The organism is Streptomyces sp. NPDC015127 (assembly GCF_043080095.1).
Taxonomy (GTDB): Bacteria; Actinomycetota; Actinomycetes; order Streptomycetales; family Streptomycetaceae; genus Streptomyces.
Genome location: NZ_JBIBVE010000016.1, coordinates 148,289 through 163,981, shown reverse-complemented (window position 1 = coordinate 163,981; position 15,693 = coordinate 148,289). Strand labels below are relative to the sequence as shown.

Below are 15,693 nucleotides of genomic sequence, written 5' to 3'. Positions count from 1 at the left end.
CTGCCGCCTGGTAGCGCTCCCCTGGGTGTCGGGAGCCGCCGAGAGCTGTCCTCTTGCGCGGAACTGCGGTAGATACCGGGGTCCACTCGAGGGGACACCGCGGCCGCCATACGGTCGCGCCAGCTCTGCGTCAGGCAGAGTTGGTCGATCAGTGTGCCTTCATGGTACAGGGATTTCTGCCATGTCCACCTGGGAAATGGCAGAGATCACGCCGTCCGTTCCTGTGTTTGAACAGCTTCTGGCCACAGAAGGCTGCGGGGGCACGTCTACCCACCTGGTGACTCGCCTCCGGTGCCCAGCCAGCCGGCCAGCTTTCCGCCCTGGCTGACTGCCCTGAGCCGCCGCTCCGCCGCGTCCCTGACCGGGTCGGTGGCCACGACGAGCAGCTCGTCGCCGTGCCGCAGCACGGTCGACGGGAGCGGTACGAAGCTCTTGCCGTCCCGCACGACGAGGGTGACCGCCGAGCCGGAGGGCAGCCGGAGCTCGGCCACCTCCACACCGTGGATCTTCGAGCTGTCCGGGATGGCCACCGACAGCAGGTGGCCGCGCAGCCGCTCCAGCGGAGCGGATTCGACACCGAGGTCGGCGGCCTCGGAGACGTCGCCGAGGCGCAGCGCCCGCGCCAGCCACGGCAGCGTCGGGCCCTGGACCAGGGTGTAGACGACGACCAGCACGAAGACGATGTTGAAGATCCGGTCGTTGCCCTCGACGCCGGAGACCATGGGGATCGTGGCGAAAATGATGGGGACGGCGCCGCGGAGCCCCGCCCAGGACATCAGCACCTGCTCCTGCCACGGAATGCGGAAGGGCACGAGGCTGATCAGGACGCCCACCGGGCGGGCGAGCACGGTCAGTATCAGGCCCACCACCACCGCGGGCCAGAAGTCCCGGAGCAGTTCGTGCGGCGTCACCAGCAGGCCGAGCAGGACGAACATGCCGATCTGCGCGATCCAGCCGAGGCCCTCGGCGAAGCCGCGGTTCGCGGGCGCGTGGGGCAGCTTGGAATTGCCGAGGATCATGGAGGCGAGGTAGACGGCGAGGAAGCCGCTGCCGTGTGCCATGGCGCCGGATGCGTACGCGACCACGGCGATGGCCATGACGGCGATGGGGTACAGGCCGGAGGCGGGGAGTGCGACGTGCCGCAGCCCGAAGGCGCCGAGCCAGCCGACCGCCAGACCGACGAGAGCGCCGATCGCCAGTTCCAGCGTGATCTTGCCGACGAGGGTGTACCAGTCGTCGATCGGTCCGGCCGAGGAGAAGGCCACGACCAGAATGACGACCGGGGCGTCGTTGAAGCCGGACTCGGCTTCCAGGGCGCCCGTCACCCGGGACGGCAGCGGCACCTTGCGCAGGACGGAGAAGACCGCCGCCGCGTCCGTGGAGGACACGACCGCTCCGATGATCAGAGCCTGTTGCCACTCCAGTCCCACGAGGTAGTGGGCGGCCGCAGCCGTGATGCCCACGCTCACCGCGACGCCGACCGTCGACAGCGCGGCGGCTGCCGGCAGTGCGGGCCTGATCTCTTTCCACTTGGTGCCCAGGCCACCTTCGGCCAGGATCACCACAAGTGCGGCATAACCGATCACCTGCGTCAGTTCGGCGTCGTCGAAGTGGACGTCGAGCAGGCCGTCCTGGCCCATCGCGATCCCGATCCCGAGATACAGCAACAGGCTGGGCAGGCCGCTGCGGGACGAGACGCGCACCGCCGCGACGGCGACGAGCAGGACGAGCGAGCCGATGAGCAGGAGTTCGTTGAGCTGGTGGACAGTCAGTGGCCGATCCTTCCCCTTCGCGCCCTCGTGCCGGAGATGCGCGACCGGCAGGGCACTTCGTTACCTTACCTAATCTTTTACGCTTCCTTGATGGTCTGATGATCTGTTTGTCCGCCTGCCGGGACGGCCTTGTGGATACCGCGTCGGGGCCGGTCGGGCGCTGCGCCTAGAGTTGCCTCAGCATTCCCAGGACCACCCTGCCCCTCGAAGGACAGCGATGCCCGCCAACACAACCGCCTCTTCCCCCAAGAAGAAGAAGAAGGGGCGACGCGCCCGACTGCTCGTGCTCGTCCTGGTGCTGGCGCTCGTCGCGGGTGTCGGATACGGGGCCTACTGGAGCGTCAGCACGGTTCGCGCCTCGTTCCCCACCACCAACGGCACGATCGAACTCGCGGGCCTCAGCGGCCAGGTCGAGGTCAAGCGCGACGACTACGGCATCCCGCAGATCTACGCGGACAGCGACGAGGACCTGTTCCGTGCCCAGGGCTTCGTCCAGGCGCAGGACCGCTTCTGGGAGATGGACGTCCGCCGGCACATGACGGCGGGCCGGCTCTCCGAGATGTTCGGATCGGGACAGGTCGAGACGGACGCCTTCCTGCGCACGCTCGGCTGGCGCCGGGTGGCGCAGCAGGAGTACGACACCAAGCTCTCGCCCGAGACGAAGAAGTACCTGCAGGCGTACGCGGACGGCGTCAACGCCTATCTCAAGGGTCGCTCGGCCGAGGAACTGTCCGTCGAGTACGCGGCCCTGTCCTTCACCAACGACTACAAGCCCGAGCCGTGGACGCCCGTCGACTCCGTGGCCTGGCTCAAGGCGATGGCCTGGGACCTGCGCGGCAACATGCAGGAGGAGATCGACCGCTCGCTGCTCACCAGCCGGCTCAGCGAGAAGCAGATCCGCGACCTGTACCCGCCCTACCCCTACGACCGCAACGAGCCGATCGTGCGGGAGGGCGGGATCGACCCGGCCACCGGCACGTACGACCCGGCCGCCAAGCCCTCCGACGCGACGGGCGGCGGCTCCGACGGCTCCGGCGTCGGGACCTCCACCGGCAGCGGCTCGGACGGCACGGCCGGAGCGGGCGCGGGGCTGAACTCGCAGCTGGGCGCGCTCTCCGACACCCTCGACGCGATCCCGGCGCTGCTCGGCCCCAGCGGCAGCGGCATCGGGTCCAACTCCTGGGTCGTCTCCGGTGAGTACACGACCACCGGCAAGCCCCTGCTGGCCAACGACCCGCACCTCGCGCCTCAGCTGCCGTCCGTCTGGTACCAGATGGGACTGCACTGCCGGACGGTCTCCGACCGGTGTTCGTTCGACGTCGCCGGCTACACCTTCTCCGGTACGCCCGGCGTCATAATCGGCCACAACCAGGACATTGCCTGGGGCTTCACCAACCTCGGCGCCGACGTGACCGACCTCTACCTCGAGAAGCTCAGCGGCGGGAACTACCTCGTCGGCGGCCAGGAGAAGAAGCTGACCACCCGCAAGGAGGTCATCAAGGTCGCCGGCGGCGCCGACAAGACCATCACGGTCCGTTCCACGGAGCACGGGCCGCTGGTCTCCGACCGCAGCGAGGAGCTGGAGAAGGTCGGCGAGCGGGCTCCCGTGTCCAACGCGGCGCCCGACCGCGGTACCGGCTACGGGGTCTCCCTCCAATGGACGGCCCTGCAGCCCGGCACGTCGATGGACGCCGTCTTCGCGCTCAACCGGGCCAAGGACTTCACGTCCTTCCGCCGCGCCGCCCGCGACTTCGAGGTGCCCGCGCAGAACCTGGTCTACGCCGACACCAAGGGCAACATCGGCTACCAGGCCCCGGGCAAGATCCCGCTGCGGTCCGAGGGCGACGGCACCACGCCCGCGCCCGGCTGGGACCCGAAGTACAAATGGGACGGCTACATCGCCTTTGACGAGCTGCCCTACGAGTACAACCCCGAGCGCGGCTACATCGTCACCGCGAACCAGGCGGTCGTGGACGCGAAGAAGTACCCGTATCTGATCACCGAGGACTACGGCTACGGCGCCCGCAGCCAGCGGATCAACGACCTCATCGAGTCGAAGATCCGGGGTGGAGGCAAGGTCTCCACCGAGGACATGCGCACCATGCAGATGGACAACAGCAGCGAGATCGCCAAGCTGCTGACCCCCTATCTGCTGAAGATCGACGTCTCCGACGCGTATGTCCGCGAGGCGCAGAAGCTGCTGGAGGGCTGGGACTACACCCAGGAGCCGGACTCCGGTGCCGCCGCCTACTTCAATGCCGTGTGGCGCAATGTGCTCAAGCTGGCCTTCGGCAACAAGCTCCCGAGGGAGCTGCGGGTCGAGGGCGAGTGCCTGAACGTGCTGCCGGCCGACAGCGCGGCGCCGGACGACGACCTGACCGAGCGGGTGCGCGAATGCGGCCAGCGGGACAGCGACTCCGCACAGCCCGACGGCGGCGACCGCTGGTACGAGGTGGTGCGCCGGCTGCTCAAGGACGAGAACAACGAGTGGTGGCGCACGCCGAGGACGCGTACGGACACCGCGACCGACACCCGTGACGAGCTGCTCGCCCGCGCCATGGAGGACGCCCGCTGGGAGCTGACCGCGGAGCTCGGCAAGGACGCCTCCAGCTGGAGCTGGGGCCGCCTGCACCAGCTGACGCTGCAGAACCAGACGCTGGGCACCGAGGGGCCGGGCTTCCTGCAGTTCGTCCTCAACCGGGGCCCGTGGAACCTGGGCGGCGGCGAGGCCGCGGTCAACGCCACCGGCTGGAACGCAGCGACGGGCTACGGCGTCGTGTGGGTGCCGTCGATGCGGATGGTCGTCACCGTCGGCGAGTGGGACAAGTCCCGGTGGATCAACCTGACCGGCGCGTCGGGCCACGCGTACAGCGCCCACTACACCGACCAGACCGACAAGTGGGCCGAGGGTGAGCTGCTCGACTGGGCCTACGGACCCCAGGCGGTGGACGCCGCGACCGTCGACACGCTCAAGCTCGTCCCGCAGGGCGGGCAGGCTCAGTGAAGCGGCGCACCCCCTGAGGCGTGACCACGGCGTGGACGGGGTGGTCGTGCGGCTCCACCGGGACCCGCTCGACCACCTCGTTCGCGTAGAGGAGCACGACGAGGGCGGGATCGGCGTCCGCCGCGGTCAGCCGGGCCAGCACGCGGTCGTACGAGCCACCGCCGCGCCCCAGCCGCATTCCGAGGCCGTCGACGGCCAGTCCGGGCAGCAGTACGGCGTCGGCGCCCACGACGGCCTCGGGCCCGAGCCGCTCGCCGTCCGGCTCCAGCAGCCCGCGGCCCGCGGGTACCAGGTGGTCGGAGCCGCGGTAGGCGCCCCAGTCGAGGTCGTTGTCTGGGAGGAGGACCGGGAGCAGGACCCTCGTGCCCCGCGCGTGCAGCGCGTCGAGCAGCGCGCGGGTGCCCGGTTCGCGCCCGACGGAGACGTACGCGGCGACGGTGCCGGCCTCGGCCAGCTCGGGCAGCAGCAGCGCGTGGCGGGCGAGATCCGTCGCCGCGCCGCGGACGTCCTCGGCGGACAGAAGCCGTCGTGCCGCGAGGAGTTCGGCGCGAAGAGCAGTCTTTCCGGACATTTCGTTGCCCATTGGTCGCCTGTAAACCTCTCGTATACGTCTCTATGAGGATGAAGTTAACCGGAGCATCATCTTCCGCCCATATTCAGCGGATATGGTGCTCGGCATGACTCAGTCGCACTCCAGGATCAGCAAGGCTGTCATCCCTGCCGCAGGCCTTGGCACCCGGTTCCTGCCTGCCACGAAAGCCACTCCCAAAGAGATGCTGCCTGTGGTCGACAAGCCCGCGATCCAGTACGTCGTCGAGGAGGCGGTCGCGGCCGGCCTCTCCGACGTCCTGATGATCACGGGTCGCAACAAGCGCCCCCTCGAGGACCACTTCGACCGCAACTATGAGCTGGAGGAGGCACTCTCCCGCAAGGGGGATGCCGGCCGCCTCGCGCGCGTCCAGGAGTCGAGCGACCTCGCCACCATGCACTACGTTCGCCAGGGCGACCCGCGCGGCCTCGGTCACGCCGTGCTGTGCGCCGAGCCGCACGTGGGGGACCAGCCGTTCGCCGTCCTCCTCGGCGACGACCTGATCGACCCGCGCGACCCGCTGCTCGCGCGCATGATCGAGATCCAGGAGCGCGAGGGCGGCAGCGTCGTCGCGCTGATGGAGGTCGACCCGTCCCAGATCCACATGTACGGCTGCGCCGCCGTGAAGCCCACCGGCGACAGCGACGTCGTGAAGATCACGGACCTGGTCGAGAAGCCCGACATCGCCGAGGCGCCCAGCAACCTCGCGATCATCGGCCGCTACGTCCTCGACCCCGCGATCTTCGGGATACTCCGCGAGACCGAGCCCGGCCGCGGCAACGAGATCCAGCTCACCGACGCCATCCAGAAGCTCGCCGAGGCCGAGCACTCGGCCGGTGAGGCGGGGCGCTCCGGCGGCCCCGTGCACGGGGTGGTCTTCAAGGGCCGCCGCTATGACACCGGCGACCGTGGCGACTATCTGCGTGCCATTGTCAGACTCGCGTGCGAACGTGAAGACCTGGGCCCGGAGTTCCGGGACTGGCTCCGCAGATTTGTGACCGAGGAGATGTAGGACCGTGAGCAGCACGATCTGGTCGGTTGACGACCACCTGGAGGACATCCTCGCCGCGATCCGGCCGCTCGACCCCATCGAGCTCCAGCTGCCGGACGCGCAGGGCTGTGTCCTGGTCGAGGACGTCACCGTCCCGGTCGCGCTGCCTCCCTTCGACAACAGCTCCATGGACGGCTATGCGGTCCGGGTCGCCGATGTGGCGGGCGCGAGCGAGGAGTTCCCCGCCGTGCTCACCGTCATCGGCGACGTGGCGGCGGGCAGCGGCGGGCTGCCCACCGTCGGACCCGGCCAGGCCGCGCGCATCATGACCGGGGCGCCCCTGCCGCCCGGCGCCCAGGCCGTCGTCCCCGTCGAGTGGACCGACGGCGGCACCGGAGGCGGGGCCGCCACCACGATGCGTCCGGCCGGCGAGGCCCCCGAGGGCGCGAGCGGCGAGGTCCGGGTGCACCGGCCCGCCGAGGAGCGGGCCCATGTGCGGGCCCGCGGCAGCGATGTGCAGGCGGGCGATCTCGCACTGACCGCGGGCACGGTGCTCGGCCCGCCGCAGATCGGTCTGCTCGCCGCGATCGGCCGCGGCACCGTACGGGTGCGGCCCCGCCCGCGCGTGGTCGTCCTGTCGACCGGCAGTGAACTGGTCCAGCCGGGCGAGAAGTTGGCCGAGGGCCAGATCTACGACTCCAACAGCTTCGCCCTTGCGGCAGCCGCCCGTGACGCCGGCGCGATCTCCTACCGGGTGGGCGCGGTCACCGACGACGCCGAGACGCTGCGCGCCACCATCGAGGACCAGCTGATCCGCGCCGACCTCCTGGTGACCACGGGCGGGGTGAGCGTCGGCGCGTACGACGTGGTCAAGGAGGCGCTCGCCTCGGTCGGCGACGAGGACGTGCCCGGCAGCGGGATCGACTTCCGCAAGCTCGCGATGCAGCCCGGCAAGCCGCAGGGTTTCGGTTCCATCGGCCGCGAGCACACCCCCCTGCTGGCCCTTCCGGGCAATCCGGTCTCCAGCTACGTGTCGTTCGAGCTGTTCGTCCGCCCCGCGATCCGCACGCTGATGGGCCTGCCGGACGTGCACCGCCCGAAGGCCCGGGCCGCGCTCAAGGCGGACAAGGCGCTGTCGTCCCCGGCCGGCAAGCGCCAGTTCCTGAGAGGTACGTACGACCCCGAATCGGGCAGCGTCACCCCCGTCGGAGGCTCGGGCTCGCATCTGATCGCGGCCCTCGCGCACGCCGACTGCCTGATCGTCGTCCCGGAGACCGCCACCTCCGTGGAGCCCGGCACCGAGGTCGACGTGGTCCTCCTGGGGTGAGCGGCGCCGCGTGGCGGTACCGTGTCAGCCCACACAAGGCCCTGCGGGGTCCGGACCGGGAGCGCCACAGCAGATGAGTACGCAAGGCAGGCTGACGCACATCGACGACGCGGGGGCGGCCCGCATGGTGGACGTCTCCCAGAAGGACGTGACCGCCCGCACCGCGCGGGCGACCGGCCGCGTCCTCGTATCGCAGCAGGTCGTGGAGCTGCTGCGCGGCGAGGGCGTCCCGAAGGGTGACGCGCTCGCCACGGCCAGAATCGCCGGGATCATGGGCGCGAAGCGCACCCCGGACCTGATCCCGCTCTGCCATCCGCTCGCCGTCTCGGGCGTGACGGTGGACCTGTCGGTCACCGACGACGCGGTCGAGATCGCGGCCACCGTGAAGACGACGGACCGCACGGGCGTGGAGATGGAGGCCCTCACCGCGGTCTCCGTCGCCGCGCTCACGGTCGTCGACATGGTGAAGGCGGTCGACAAGGCAGCCGTGATCACGGACATCCGGGTCGAGGAGAAGACGGGCGGCAAGTCCGGCGACTGGACGCGCGAGGGAGCGCGGTCATGACCGCCGCCGACCATGCCACCGCGCCGTACCGCGCCCTGGTCGTGACCGCCTCCAACCGCGCATCCGCCGGGGTGTACGAGGACAAGGGCGGCCCGCTGATCGCGGAGAGGCTCACCGTCCTCGGCTTCGCCGTCGACGGCCCCCGGGTGGTGCCCGACGGCGACCCCGTCGGCGAGGCGCTGCGCGCGGGCGTCGAGGACGGGTACGACGTCATCCTCACCACCGGCGGCACCGGTATCTCGCCCACCGACCGCACGCCCGATGTCACTCGTGCGGTGCTCGACCACGAGGTCCCGGGCATCCCGGAGGCGATCCGGGCGTACGGCCGGGAGAAGGTGCCCACCGCGGCGCTCTCGCGCGGTGTCGCCGGTGTCGCCGGCCGCACCCTGATCGTCAACCTGCCCGGGTCGACCGGGGGAGTGAGCGACGGGCTCGCGGTGCTGGAAGGGGTCCTGCGCCACGCCGTGGACCAGATCCGCGGCGGGGACCATCCACGTCCGGCGGATCCCTCGTCACCGTCGTCATGAACGTGACCTGGCCCGTGGTCCTCGCGGACGGCGACGTCGTCCTCCGCCCCATAAAGATGCGCGACCAGCGGAACTGGCGCGAGGTCAACCGCCGCAACCGCGACTGGCTGCGGCCCTGGGAGGCGACCATCCCGCCGCCCGCCCCGGGCGGCCCGGTCGCACAGCGCCCCACCTACCGCCAGATGGTCCGCCATCTGCGGTCGGAGGCCAACGCGGGCCGGATGCTGCCGTTCGTCATCGAGTACCGCGGTCGCCTCGTCGGCCAGTTGACCGTTGCAGGGATCACCTGGGGCTCGATGTGCTCGGGGCACGTCGGGTACTGGGTCGACCGGGACGTCGCGGGCCGTGGGGTGATGCCCACGGCGGTCGCCCTCGCCGTGGACCACTGCTTCCGTATGGTCGGGCTGCACCGGATGGAAGTGTGCATCCGGCCCGAGAACGCGCCCAGCCGCCGGGTGGTGGAGAAACTCGGATTCCGAGAGGAGGGGCTGCGGCCCCGATATCTCCACATCGACGGTGCGTGGCGTGACCATCTGGTCTTCGCGCTGACGGCCGAGGAAGTACCGGAAGGGCTTCTGGCCCGCTGGCACCGGACCCGACCTGGGGCGGCACCGGGAACATCCGGAACAGCACCCGGAACGGCACAGGAAATAAAATAAGTGTTCGAAATTGGTCGCCGCGGAGCACGAACCGATCTGAGTAATCACAAAAAAAGTCGGTGATATCAGCCAGATCGTGCGACACACCGGGCCAATTGGCGGATGCCCTTGCGCGAATCCCTCTACGGTGTGATGCGTGAGCAGCAGCGGCCTCATCTACGCAGTCATCGTCGGGGCCTGGGCCGCCTACTTGGTGCCGATGTGGCTCCGCAGGCAGGACGAGCTCAACGAGGCCCGTCCGACGGAACGCTTCTCCACCGCCATCCGGCTGCTGTCCGGCCGGGCGGGGATGGAGCGCCGATACGCCAGGGAGCTGCGGGAACGCACGGCGGAGGAGCCCGAGCACGACGTGGACCCGGATGCCGCCACGGACCGGTTGAGTTCCGTGGACGTCCGGGCCTTCGCCGCGCCCCGAACCGAAGTACGCCAGGACGTGCCATCCGACGCGTCTCCGGACGACGCCGGTCCGGGCCGCCCGCCGGCCCGGCGCCCCGCCACCCCGCGGCAGGGGCAGAACCGCGCCGGCGTCGAGCGGGCCCGGCGCAGCAAGGTGCTGGCCCGGCGCAGACGGACGACGTCCCTCCTGTTCGTCGCCTTCACGGCCGGTGCGGTCGTCGCGGCGGTCGGCGGACTCGGCTTCCTGTGGGCACCGGCCGTCCCGGCCGTCCTGCTGAGCATCTACATCGTGCATCTGCGGGCCCAGGAACGGCGGCGCTTCGCGTACGTCATGGACCGGAGGCAGGCCGAGGCCGCGGCACAGCGGCTGCGGGAGAACCGGCCGCGCCGCCACCAGCCGTCCGCCGGCGCGCCCGTGCCCGACGAGGAGCCCGCCGCGCACGCCGAACCGGAACCGGCACCGAGGCTCTCCCCGCAGGAGGCCGGGCGGCGGGCGCTGGTCGAGCAGACCGACCACGCCGAGTGGGTGGACCAGCAGCGCCAGCGCGGCCCGGCCACGGGCGACAGCTGGGACCCCGTCCCCGTGCCGCTGCCGACGTACGTCACCGCGCCCGTCGCCCCGCGTGCGTCGAGCGGGGTGGAGGTCGGCGACCCGGAGACATGGAGCGCGGCCCGTTCATCGGCGGCGGAGCCGGCGGCCCCGGCCGTACCGGCGCCCGCGGAGCCGCCCACGGGCCGGCGGCCTCCGCAGCCGCGCCGCTCCCGCGACCGCGGCCGCACCCCCCTCTTCGATCAGTACGCCGACGAGGACCGGCCGCGCGCGGCCAACGAGTGACGCCGCCCCGGCGGCATCCGTGACCAGCGGGGAACGGATTTCCAAGCACCCCGATCGGGATGCTAGAGTTTCACTCGTTGCAAGGGCCTGTGGCGCAGTCTGGTAGCGCACCTCGTTCGCATCGAGGGGGTCTGGGGTTCAAATCCCCACAGGTCCACCGCAGCTGAGAGCCCCGATCGGAGAGATCCGACCGGGGCTCTTCGGCGTCGTACAGCAGTGAAGTACAGCAACTACATCTGATCCGGCCCGCCCAGGTGCTTGCCCAGCTTCCGCAGCGCCTTGCGCGTGGCCTCGGACGGGATGTGCGTGTACACCTCCATCGTCACCGCGATCTTGCTGTGCCGGAGGATCTGCATGGCGATCCGCGGGTGCACGTCGAGGGCGGCGAGGAGGGACCCGCAAGTGTGACGTGTGTCATGGAGGCGGATCTTACGAACGCCAGCCTTGGCCGAGCGGGCAGCGAACGCGCGGTTGAAGTTCCGCGGCTCGATCGGGGTGCCGTAGCGCGTGGTGAACACGAAGTCGGAACTCGTCCACAACTCGCCCGCGGCCCGCTTCGCGATCTGTTGTGCCTCACGGCGGAGCTTCAGGGCCGTCACGCAGATCTGCGGCAGCGGGAGCGTGGCGGTCGATGCCTCGGTCTTGGTCTCGTCGTGCACCAGCTGGCGGTTGATCCGCTGTAGTTGGTGCTCGACCCGGATCTCTCCCGCATCGAGGTCCACGTTCTTCCAGGTGAGTCCGAGCACTTCACCGCGGCGGAAGCCGAGCACGAGGATCAGCACGTACGCCGGGTAGAGCGGGTCAGTAGCGGTCCGCGCAGCTTCGAGGAACGACCGCGCCTCTTCGACCGACCACGGCTCACGCTTGCGCTTCCTGCCTGACCGCACCTTGACGAGGCCCGCCACGTTCTTCGTGACCAGTTCCTCGGTCATCGCGTTAGTCAGCGCCGAGCGGAGCACAGCGCGAGCGTCCTGCACCGTGCGCCGAGAGGGCACCTGTTCGCAGCACCGGCCGGCAGCGCAGCAGCGCCGCTCATCAATGGGCCGCTTGGCATCCTTGCCTTGCGCACAGCACTGGCACTGGTCTGACAGCGCGTTGACCCAGGTGCGTACATCTCGCACGGTGAGTTTGTCGAGCCGCTTGTCACCTAGGCCGGGGCGGATGTAGAGGCGGACGTGCATGGCGTACGTCTCAGCTGTCTTGGGCTTGAGGTCCGGCTCCACCACCTCCTTGAGCCAGTACGTGAGGTGCTGACCGAGCGTCGGCGAGCTGGTGGCCACAGGCCCTTTGCGTGCCTCAGCGTGGAGCTTGACCCACTTCTCATGGACCGCCGCGCGGGTGGGCCCATAGACGTACTTCCGCTTGCGCTTGCCCTCCGGGGTGTCCACCCAGGCGTAGGCCGCGTAGCCGTTCTTGTACGGGTAGATGGAGCCCTCGCCGTTGCCACGCTTGCCGCTCATGCTGCCCACCCCTCGGCGCCGGACGCGACACGGGCGACGTACTCGTCGACCCAGGCCGGGAGGATGCGGCGGTTACGGCCGACCTTCACGGAGCGGATTTCCCCGGTGAGCACGAGCATCTTGGTCTTGGACAGGCCGAAGCCGAGCATGTCGGCGACCTCGGCGGTGGTGTGCCACTTCCGCTCGATCACGGTGGTGGTCATGACGTGAGTGCTCCTTCCGTGTTGTCGGGTGTGAGTGAGGCGGCGAGCCATTCCTCGCCGCGGGTGAGTCCGGTTCCGGCGAAGGCCCAGTGCGCGAGGACGAGGGTGGTGTCGTCGTCCGGATTGGCCGGCATAGCGGCAGTCGGGTCTTCGCCGCGGGCGATGGCGGCTTGGAGGCGTTGCCATTCGGCGCGGGCGGTGCGGAGTGCGCTGAGGGTGGTGGAGTAGCGGCGGGTTTTGGTGGAGAAGTGGCCGCGGAAGCCGAGCATGTGGGCCCAGGCGCGGAGGCGGAGGTCTTCGAGGTCTTTGCGGGCGCCGAGGGTCCAGGCGGTGCGGATGAGTCGGCGGGCGTGTTCGGGGATGGATTTACGGCCGAGTTCGGCGAGGAACTTGATGGGGCGGTCGAGGGTGCCGGTCGCGGTCTCTGCTCCTTTGGTGGCGTACTTGGCGATGTAGGCGGCGACGGCGCGTTCGGTCAGTTCGGTGCCGCCTTCGAAGTCGGCCGAGCGGATCGGGCGGATGTCGAGCTGGGTGCCGAAGGCGAAGGTGTGGGCGCGTCCGTCGATGACGGGGCCGGGGACGTCGGCGGTGGTGGCGGCGGCGCGGATGGCGTCGGTGAGGAGTTCGGCGGTGGCCCAGGCCGGGGGCGGTGTGTCGCCGCCGTCGGGGCCGTCGAGGCGGATCACGGCGTGGAAGTGGATCGCGCCGCGGCGCTGGTACTCGGCGACCTTGGCGAAGGAGACGCGGGCGTGCTCTTTGAAGGCGCGCTGGGAGAGTCCGGCGCGCTTGGCGACTTCGCGGCGCAGGTAGATGGAGAACCGGGCCCAGATCTTGGAGGCGTGCGCGTTCCAGAGCACGGCCGCTTCGTAGTCGTAGCGTTCCGGGTCGAGCGGCGTGCCGAGTTCCGGGGCGTCGGCCGGGTGGTTGGTGCCGCAGCGGCAGCGGCCTTTGGCGGGGCGGTTGTGGACGGCGCCGAAGCTGGGGGCGGTGAAGGTGGCGAACACCCTGGGGTGTGTCGCGACGCGTTCGGGGGTGCCTTTGCCGCCGCGGAGTCCGGCGGTGATGAGCTGGTAGGTGTCGCGGCGGTAGGTCTCGGCGCAGGCGGGGCAGCGGGTGGTACGGCGGTTGTTGCAGCGCACGAGGAGGTTCCCCGCCGGTAGGTCGCTGGCGGTGAGGTGGTGCAGGATCTCGCCGGTTCCGGTGTGGACGTCGGTGCGGTGGCCGTCGAGTCGGATCGGGGTGGTGCAGCCGCCCAAGCCCTTCAGCTGGCGCATGAGGCCGGGCATGGTGCCGAGCGAGGCGAGGAAGGCGAGGTCTCGCAGCGGGGGCGGTGCGGTGGTGGTCAAGGAACGGTCCTCCTTTCGGGAGAGGCGAGAGGACCGGGGCACCGGCCGGCAGGAGTGCGGGCGGTGCCCCGGCGGGGTTAGCGGTGGGGGCAGGTGTTGCGGTGGTCGATCCACTCGGCGACCAGGTCGCGGACGTTGTCGTCACCCGTGGCCTGGCCGGAGGTTCCGCAGCGGCAGGCGTAGGAGCCGGTGGCGGGGAAGTCTCGGGCGGGTTTGGCGACGTGCACGCCGGGCCGGTCGGCGGTGGGCGCGAGGTCGGCCACGGCGGTCAGCGGGTGAACGCGGTGTCGGCGGCGGTGTCGAGGAGCTGGCGCAGGGGCGGGACGGTGCCGGTGCCGTGGCAGGTGCGGCAGTGGGCGGTGATGGTGCGGCGCTGGCCGTTTCGGTCGCGGCCGCCGAGGGTGACGGCGGCGGAGGCGAAGCCGTCGCAGGAGGGGCAGATACGGGCCGGGGTGTGGCGGTGCTGGGGCATGATGAAGGTCCTTCCGGTTGATGAAGTCGGGTAGGGGCTGGCCGTCCGGGTGGCGGAGACTTGGCGGTTTCAGGGCCGCCCGGAGGGCCGGTCAGCGCTGGCGCTGGCCGTTGAGCAGGGAGCGCAGGACGACGGCGCAGACGGCGACCGAGGCGGCGGTCACGGCGACCGCGAGGAGCATGGAGACGAGGACCGCGCCGACGACCAGGACCACGGCGGTGCCGCCACCGACGAGGGCGAGCGCGGTGCCGGGGGTGAGCTGGACCGTGGGCCGGGCCGGGGTGGCCGGCACGGGCGCCGAGGCCATCGGGGCTGGGGTCGGCGCGGGCTGGACCGTCGTGGGCTGGACGACGGCGGGCGGGGTGGTGATGCCGGTCGGGGTCGGCATGGTCGGGATCTTGGGGCGGAGCATGGCGGTTCTCCCTTCGGTCACTTGGTGGTGTTGTTGACGGCGTCGACGCCGGTGCGGGTGGTGGACTCGATGGCGGGGGCGAGGAAGGTGTCGGCGAGGAGGAAGCCGCCGAGGAGGAGCACGACGATGAGCCAGGTCGGCGGGCGCATGAGCTTGATGCCGAAGTAGCCGAAGATGGCGACGAGGACGATCAGCGGAAGTTCGACGTTCACGGCGGGTCTCCTTGGGTCAGTTGGCGCGGCAGCGGTGGGTGCGGGCGGCGAGCTGGGCGGCGGACTGGGTGGCGAAGTCGGCGGACCAGCCGCAGTTGTCGCGGGAGCAGACGGCGGCGTGCTCGGTGCGTCCGTGGCGGTCGCGGTGGGTGCCGATCTGCACGGGGCCGATCCGCATCACGGAGTGGAAGAAGTCGCGGGCAGGCATGGGCTGAACTCCTTGTTGTGTCAGGCGAGGTGGGCGGCGAGCTGGTCAGCCATCGGGCCGGGCAGGCCCAGGCGATCGCGCAGGGTGGCGGCATCAATCGGCGTGCCGGTCGTAGCGCGGTGGGCGTCGGCGAGCTTGCGGGCGTGGTCCACGAGGGCGGGCGGTACATCCACCGGAGGCGGCGCGGCGGGCAGCGCCGGTACAGGCTCTGAAGGCTTGACTGCGTCCGGCTCAGGGGCGGGGGCGGGTTCGGCCGGCACGGTCAACGGCTCGACCACCGGCAGCGGCTCCACAGGCTCAGCGTCGGCAGCGGCCGGAGCGGTGGGTGCGTGGACGAGGAGGGTGCCGCCGAGGAAGGCCAGGGCGGGCCAACCGGCGACGAGGATGCGCAGCCAGTCGGGCACGTCGTTGAGGTCGAGCAGGCCCGCGGTGGCGACGTTGGCGCCGAGTGAGGCAGTGAGGGCGACGGCGAACCAGGTCCATGCGGCGCGGGCCGGTTCGCCCTGGGCCCGCAGGATGCGCAGGCGTCGCCAGGCGGCGACGAGCAGCAGGTCGACGGAGACGGGATAGGCCCACGCCTTCCAGCCGTCCTGTCCAGCAGCGGCGGCGAGGTCGTGCAGGTGGGCGAAGGACAGCGCCCCTGCGATGACGGCTTGCACGAGCACGGCGTCCAGGCGGATCGAGCGGATCACGGTCTTCACCTCCTTGAGGTGGT

The 15,693-nt window shown here is 70.7% G+C and carries 18 protein-coding genes and 1 tRNA gene; 8 read left to right on the top strand and 11 right to left on the bottom strand.

What is annotated here, in order from left to right; all coding sequences use genetic code 11:
- Nucleotides 1–266: 266 nt before the first annotated feature.
- Nucleotides 267–1,772 (bottom strand): potassium/proton antiporter, encoded by a 1,506-nt coding sequence (locus ACF08N_RS29230; protein ID WP_392327753.1) that lies wholly within the window; start codon nucleotides 1,770–1,772, stop codon nucleotides 267–269.
- Nucleotides 1,773–1,989: 217 nt separating this feature from the next.
- Here ACF08N_RS29230 and ACF08N_RS29225 point away from each other — a divergent pair, with 217 nt between their 5' ends.
- Nucleotides 1,990–4,776, top strand: a complete 2,787-nt coding sequence (locus ACF08N_RS29225; protein WP_392327704.1) for a penicillin acylase family protein — start codon at nucleotides 1,990–1,992, stop codon at nucleotides 4,774–4,776.
- Here ACF08N_RS29225 and ACF08N_RS29220 read toward each other — a convergent pair.
- On the bottom strand, nucleotides 4,742–5,359 hold the full coding sequence (locus tag ACF08N_RS29220) for a 5-formyltetrahydrofolate cyclo-ligase (protein ID WP_392327703.1): 618 nt from the start codon (nucleotides 5,357–5,359) through the stop codon (nucleotides 4,742–4,744). The two genes, ACF08N_RS29225 and ACF08N_RS29220, sit on opposite strands and share 35 nt — an antisense overlap.
- Nucleotides 5,360–5,453: 94 nt before the next feature.
- Here ACF08N_RS29220 and galU point away from each other — a divergent pair, with 94 nt between their 5' ends.
- From galU to ACF08N_RS29185, 7 genes are all read left to right on the top strand, one after another.
- Nucleotides 5,454–6,377 carry a UTP--glucose-1-phosphate uridylyltransferase GalU gene (gene galU / locus ACF08N_RS29215; RefSeq protein WP_392327702.1) on the top strand — a complete coding sequence of 308 codons (924 nt, stop codon included), beginning with the start codon at nucleotides 5,454–5,456 and terminating at the stop codon, nucleotides 6,375–6,377.
- A 4-nt stretch (nucleotides 6,378–6,381) separates the two neighbouring features.
- On the top strand, nucleotides 6,382–7,683 hold the full coding sequence (gene glp / locus ACF08N_RS29210; RefSeq protein WP_392327701.1) for a gephyrin-like molybdotransferase Glp: 1,302 nt from the start codon (nucleotides 6,382–6,384) through the stop codon (nucleotides 7,681–7,683).
- 73 nt (nucleotides 7,684–7,756) lie between these two features.
- Complete coding sequence (gene moaC / locus ACF08N_RS29205; RefSeq protein ID WP_392327700.1) at nucleotides 7,757–8,248, top strand: cyclic pyranopterin monophosphate synthase MoaC; 492 nt, start codon at nucleotides 7,757–7,759, stop codon at nucleotides 8,246–8,248.
- Complete coding sequence (locus tag ACF08N_RS29200; RefSeq protein ID WP_392327699.1) at nucleotides 8,245–8,775, top strand: molybdenum cofactor biosynthesis protein B; 531 nt, start codon at nucleotides 8,245–8,247, stop codon at nucleotides 8,773–8,775. The genes moaC and ACF08N_RS29200 overlap by 4 nt, the downstream gene beginning before the upstream one ends.
- On the top strand, nucleotides 8,772–9,434 hold the full coding sequence (locus ACF08N_RS29195; RefSeq protein ID WP_392327698.1) for a GNAT family N-acetyltransferase: 663 nt from the start codon (nucleotides 8,772–8,774) through the stop codon (nucleotides 9,432–9,434). Before ACF08N_RS29200 ends, ACF08N_RS29195 begins: the two co-directional genes overlap by 4 nt.
- Nucleotides 9,435–9,570: 136 nt before the next feature.
- Nucleotides 9,571–10,665 carry a gephyrin-like molybdotransferase receptor GlpR gene (glpR, locus tag ACF08N_RS29190; RefSeq protein WP_392327697.1) on the top strand — a complete coding sequence of 365 codons (1,095 nt, stop codon included), beginning with the start codon at nucleotides 9,571–9,573 and terminating at the stop codon, nucleotides 10,663–10,665.
- Between the two features lie 83 nt (nucleotides 10,666–10,748).
- Nucleotides 10,749–10,822 (top strand) — tRNA-Ala (locus tag ACF08N_RS29185).
- Nucleotides 10,823–10,895: 73 nt separating this feature from the next.
- On the opposite strand, the gene xerC is transcribed toward ACF08N_RS29185, so the two are convergent.
- The 9 genes from xerC to ACF08N_RS29140 form a co-directional block, all read right to left on the bottom strand.
- Nucleotides 10,896–12,134 carry a tyrosine recombinase XerC gene (gene xerC, locus ACF08N_RS29180; RefSeq protein ID WP_392327696.1) on the bottom strand — a complete coding sequence of 413 codons (1,239 nt, stop codon included), beginning with the start codon at nucleotides 12,132–12,134 and terminating at the stop codon, nucleotides 10,896–10,898.
- Nucleotides 12,122–12,328, bottom strand: a complete 207-nt coding sequence (locus tag ACF08N_RS29175) for an excisionase family DNA-binding protein (protein ID WP_392327695.1) — start codon at nucleotides 12,326–12,328, stop codon at nucleotides 12,122–12,124. Before ACF08N_RS29175 ends, xerC begins: the two co-directional genes overlap by 13 nt.
- Nucleotides 12,325–13,614, bottom strand: coding sequence for a replication initiator (locus ACF08N_RS29170; protein WP_392327752.1), 1,290 nt, complete (start codon nucleotides 13,612–13,614; stop codon nucleotides 12,325–12,327). Before ACF08N_RS29170 ends, ACF08N_RS29175 begins: the two co-directional genes overlap by 4 nt.
- 137 nt (nucleotides 13,615–13,751) lie before the next feature.
- Nucleotides 13,752–13,937, bottom strand: a complete 186-nt coding sequence (locus tag ACF08N_RS29165; protein ID WP_392327694.1) for a hypothetical protein — start codon at nucleotides 13,935–13,937, stop codon at nucleotides 13,752–13,754.
- 5 nt (nucleotides 13,938–13,942) lie between these two features.
- Complete coding sequence (locus ACF08N_RS29160) at nucleotides 13,943–14,146, bottom strand: hypothetical protein (protein WP_392327693.1); 204 nt, start codon at nucleotides 14,144–14,146, stop codon at nucleotides 13,943–13,945.
- Nucleotides 14,147–14,237: 91 nt separating this feature from the next.
- Nucleotides 14,238–14,558: a SpdD-like protein gene (locus ACF08N_RS29155; RefSeq protein WP_392327692.1), complete on the bottom strand. Its 321-nt coding sequence runs from the start codon at nucleotides 14,556–14,558 to the stop codon at nucleotides 14,238–14,240.
- Nucleotides 14,559–14,575: 17 nt separating this feature from the next.
- On the bottom strand, nucleotides 14,576–14,770 hold the full coding sequence (locus ACF08N_RS29150; RefSeq protein ID WP_392327691.1) for a hypothetical protein: 195 nt from the start codon (nucleotides 14,768–14,770) through the stop codon (nucleotides 14,576–14,578).
- Nucleotides 14,771–14,786: 16 nt separating this feature from the next.
- A complete protein-coding gene (locus ACF08N_RS29145; RefSeq protein WP_392327690.1) occupies nucleotides 14,787–14,978 on the bottom strand; it encodes a mobile element transfer protein in 192 nt (63 codons plus the stop codon).
- 20 nt (nucleotides 14,979–14,998) lie between these two features.
- Nucleotides 14,999–15,670, bottom strand: a complete 672-nt coding sequence (locus ACF08N_RS29140) for a DUF2637 domain-containing protein (RefSeq protein WP_392327689.1) — start codon at nucleotides 15,668–15,670, stop codon at nucleotides 14,999–15,001.
- Nucleotides 15,671–15,693 lie beyond the last annotated feature (23 nt).

Bases quoted from the DNA above. Each gene is read 5' to 3' on its own strand.
- ACF08N_RS29195 (WP_392327698.1), top strand. From the start codon at position 8,772: ATGAACGTGACCTGGCCCGTGGTCCTCGCGGACGGCGACGTCGTCCTC.
- galU (WP_392327702.1), top strand. From the start codon at position 5,454: ATGACTCAGTCGCACTCCAGGATCAGCAAGGCTGTCATCCCTGCCGCA.
- moaC (WP_392327700.1), top strand. From the start codon at position 7,757: ATGAGTACGCAAGGCAGGCTGACGCACATCGACGACGCGGGGGCGGCC.
- ACF08N_RS29220 (WP_392327703.1), bottom strand. From the start codon at position 5,359: ATGGGCAACGAAATGTCCGGAAAGACTGCTCTTCGCGCCGAACTCCTC.
- ACF08N_RS29170 (WP_392327752.1), bottom strand. From the start codon at position 13,614: ATGCCCGGCCTCATGCGCCAGCTGAAGGGCTTGGGCGGCTGCACCACC.
- ACF08N_RS29175 (WP_392327695.1), bottom strand. From the start codon at position 12,328: ATGACCACCACCGTGATCGAGCGGAAGTGGCACACCACCGCCGAGGTC.
- ACF08N_RS29225 (WP_392327704.1), top strand. From the start codon at position 1,990: ATGCCCGCCAACACAACCGCCTCTTCCCCCAAGAAGAAGAAGAAGGGG.
- ACF08N_RS29155 (WP_392327692.1), bottom strand. From the start codon at position 14,558: ATGCTCCGCCCCAAGATCCCGACCATGCCGACCCCGACCGGCATCACC.
- ACF08N_RS29145 (WP_392327690.1), bottom strand. From the start codon at position 14,978: ATGCCTGCCCGCGACTTCTTCCACTCCGTGATGCGGATCGGCCCCGTG.
- ACF08N_RS29160 (WP_392327693.1), bottom strand. From the start codon at position 14,146: ATGCCCCAGCACCGCCACACCCCGGCCCGTATCTGCCCCTCCTGCGAC.
- ACF08N_RS29200 (WP_392327699.1), top strand. From the start codon at position 8,245: ATGACCGCCGCCGACCATGCCACCGCGCCGTACCGCGCCCTGGTCGTG.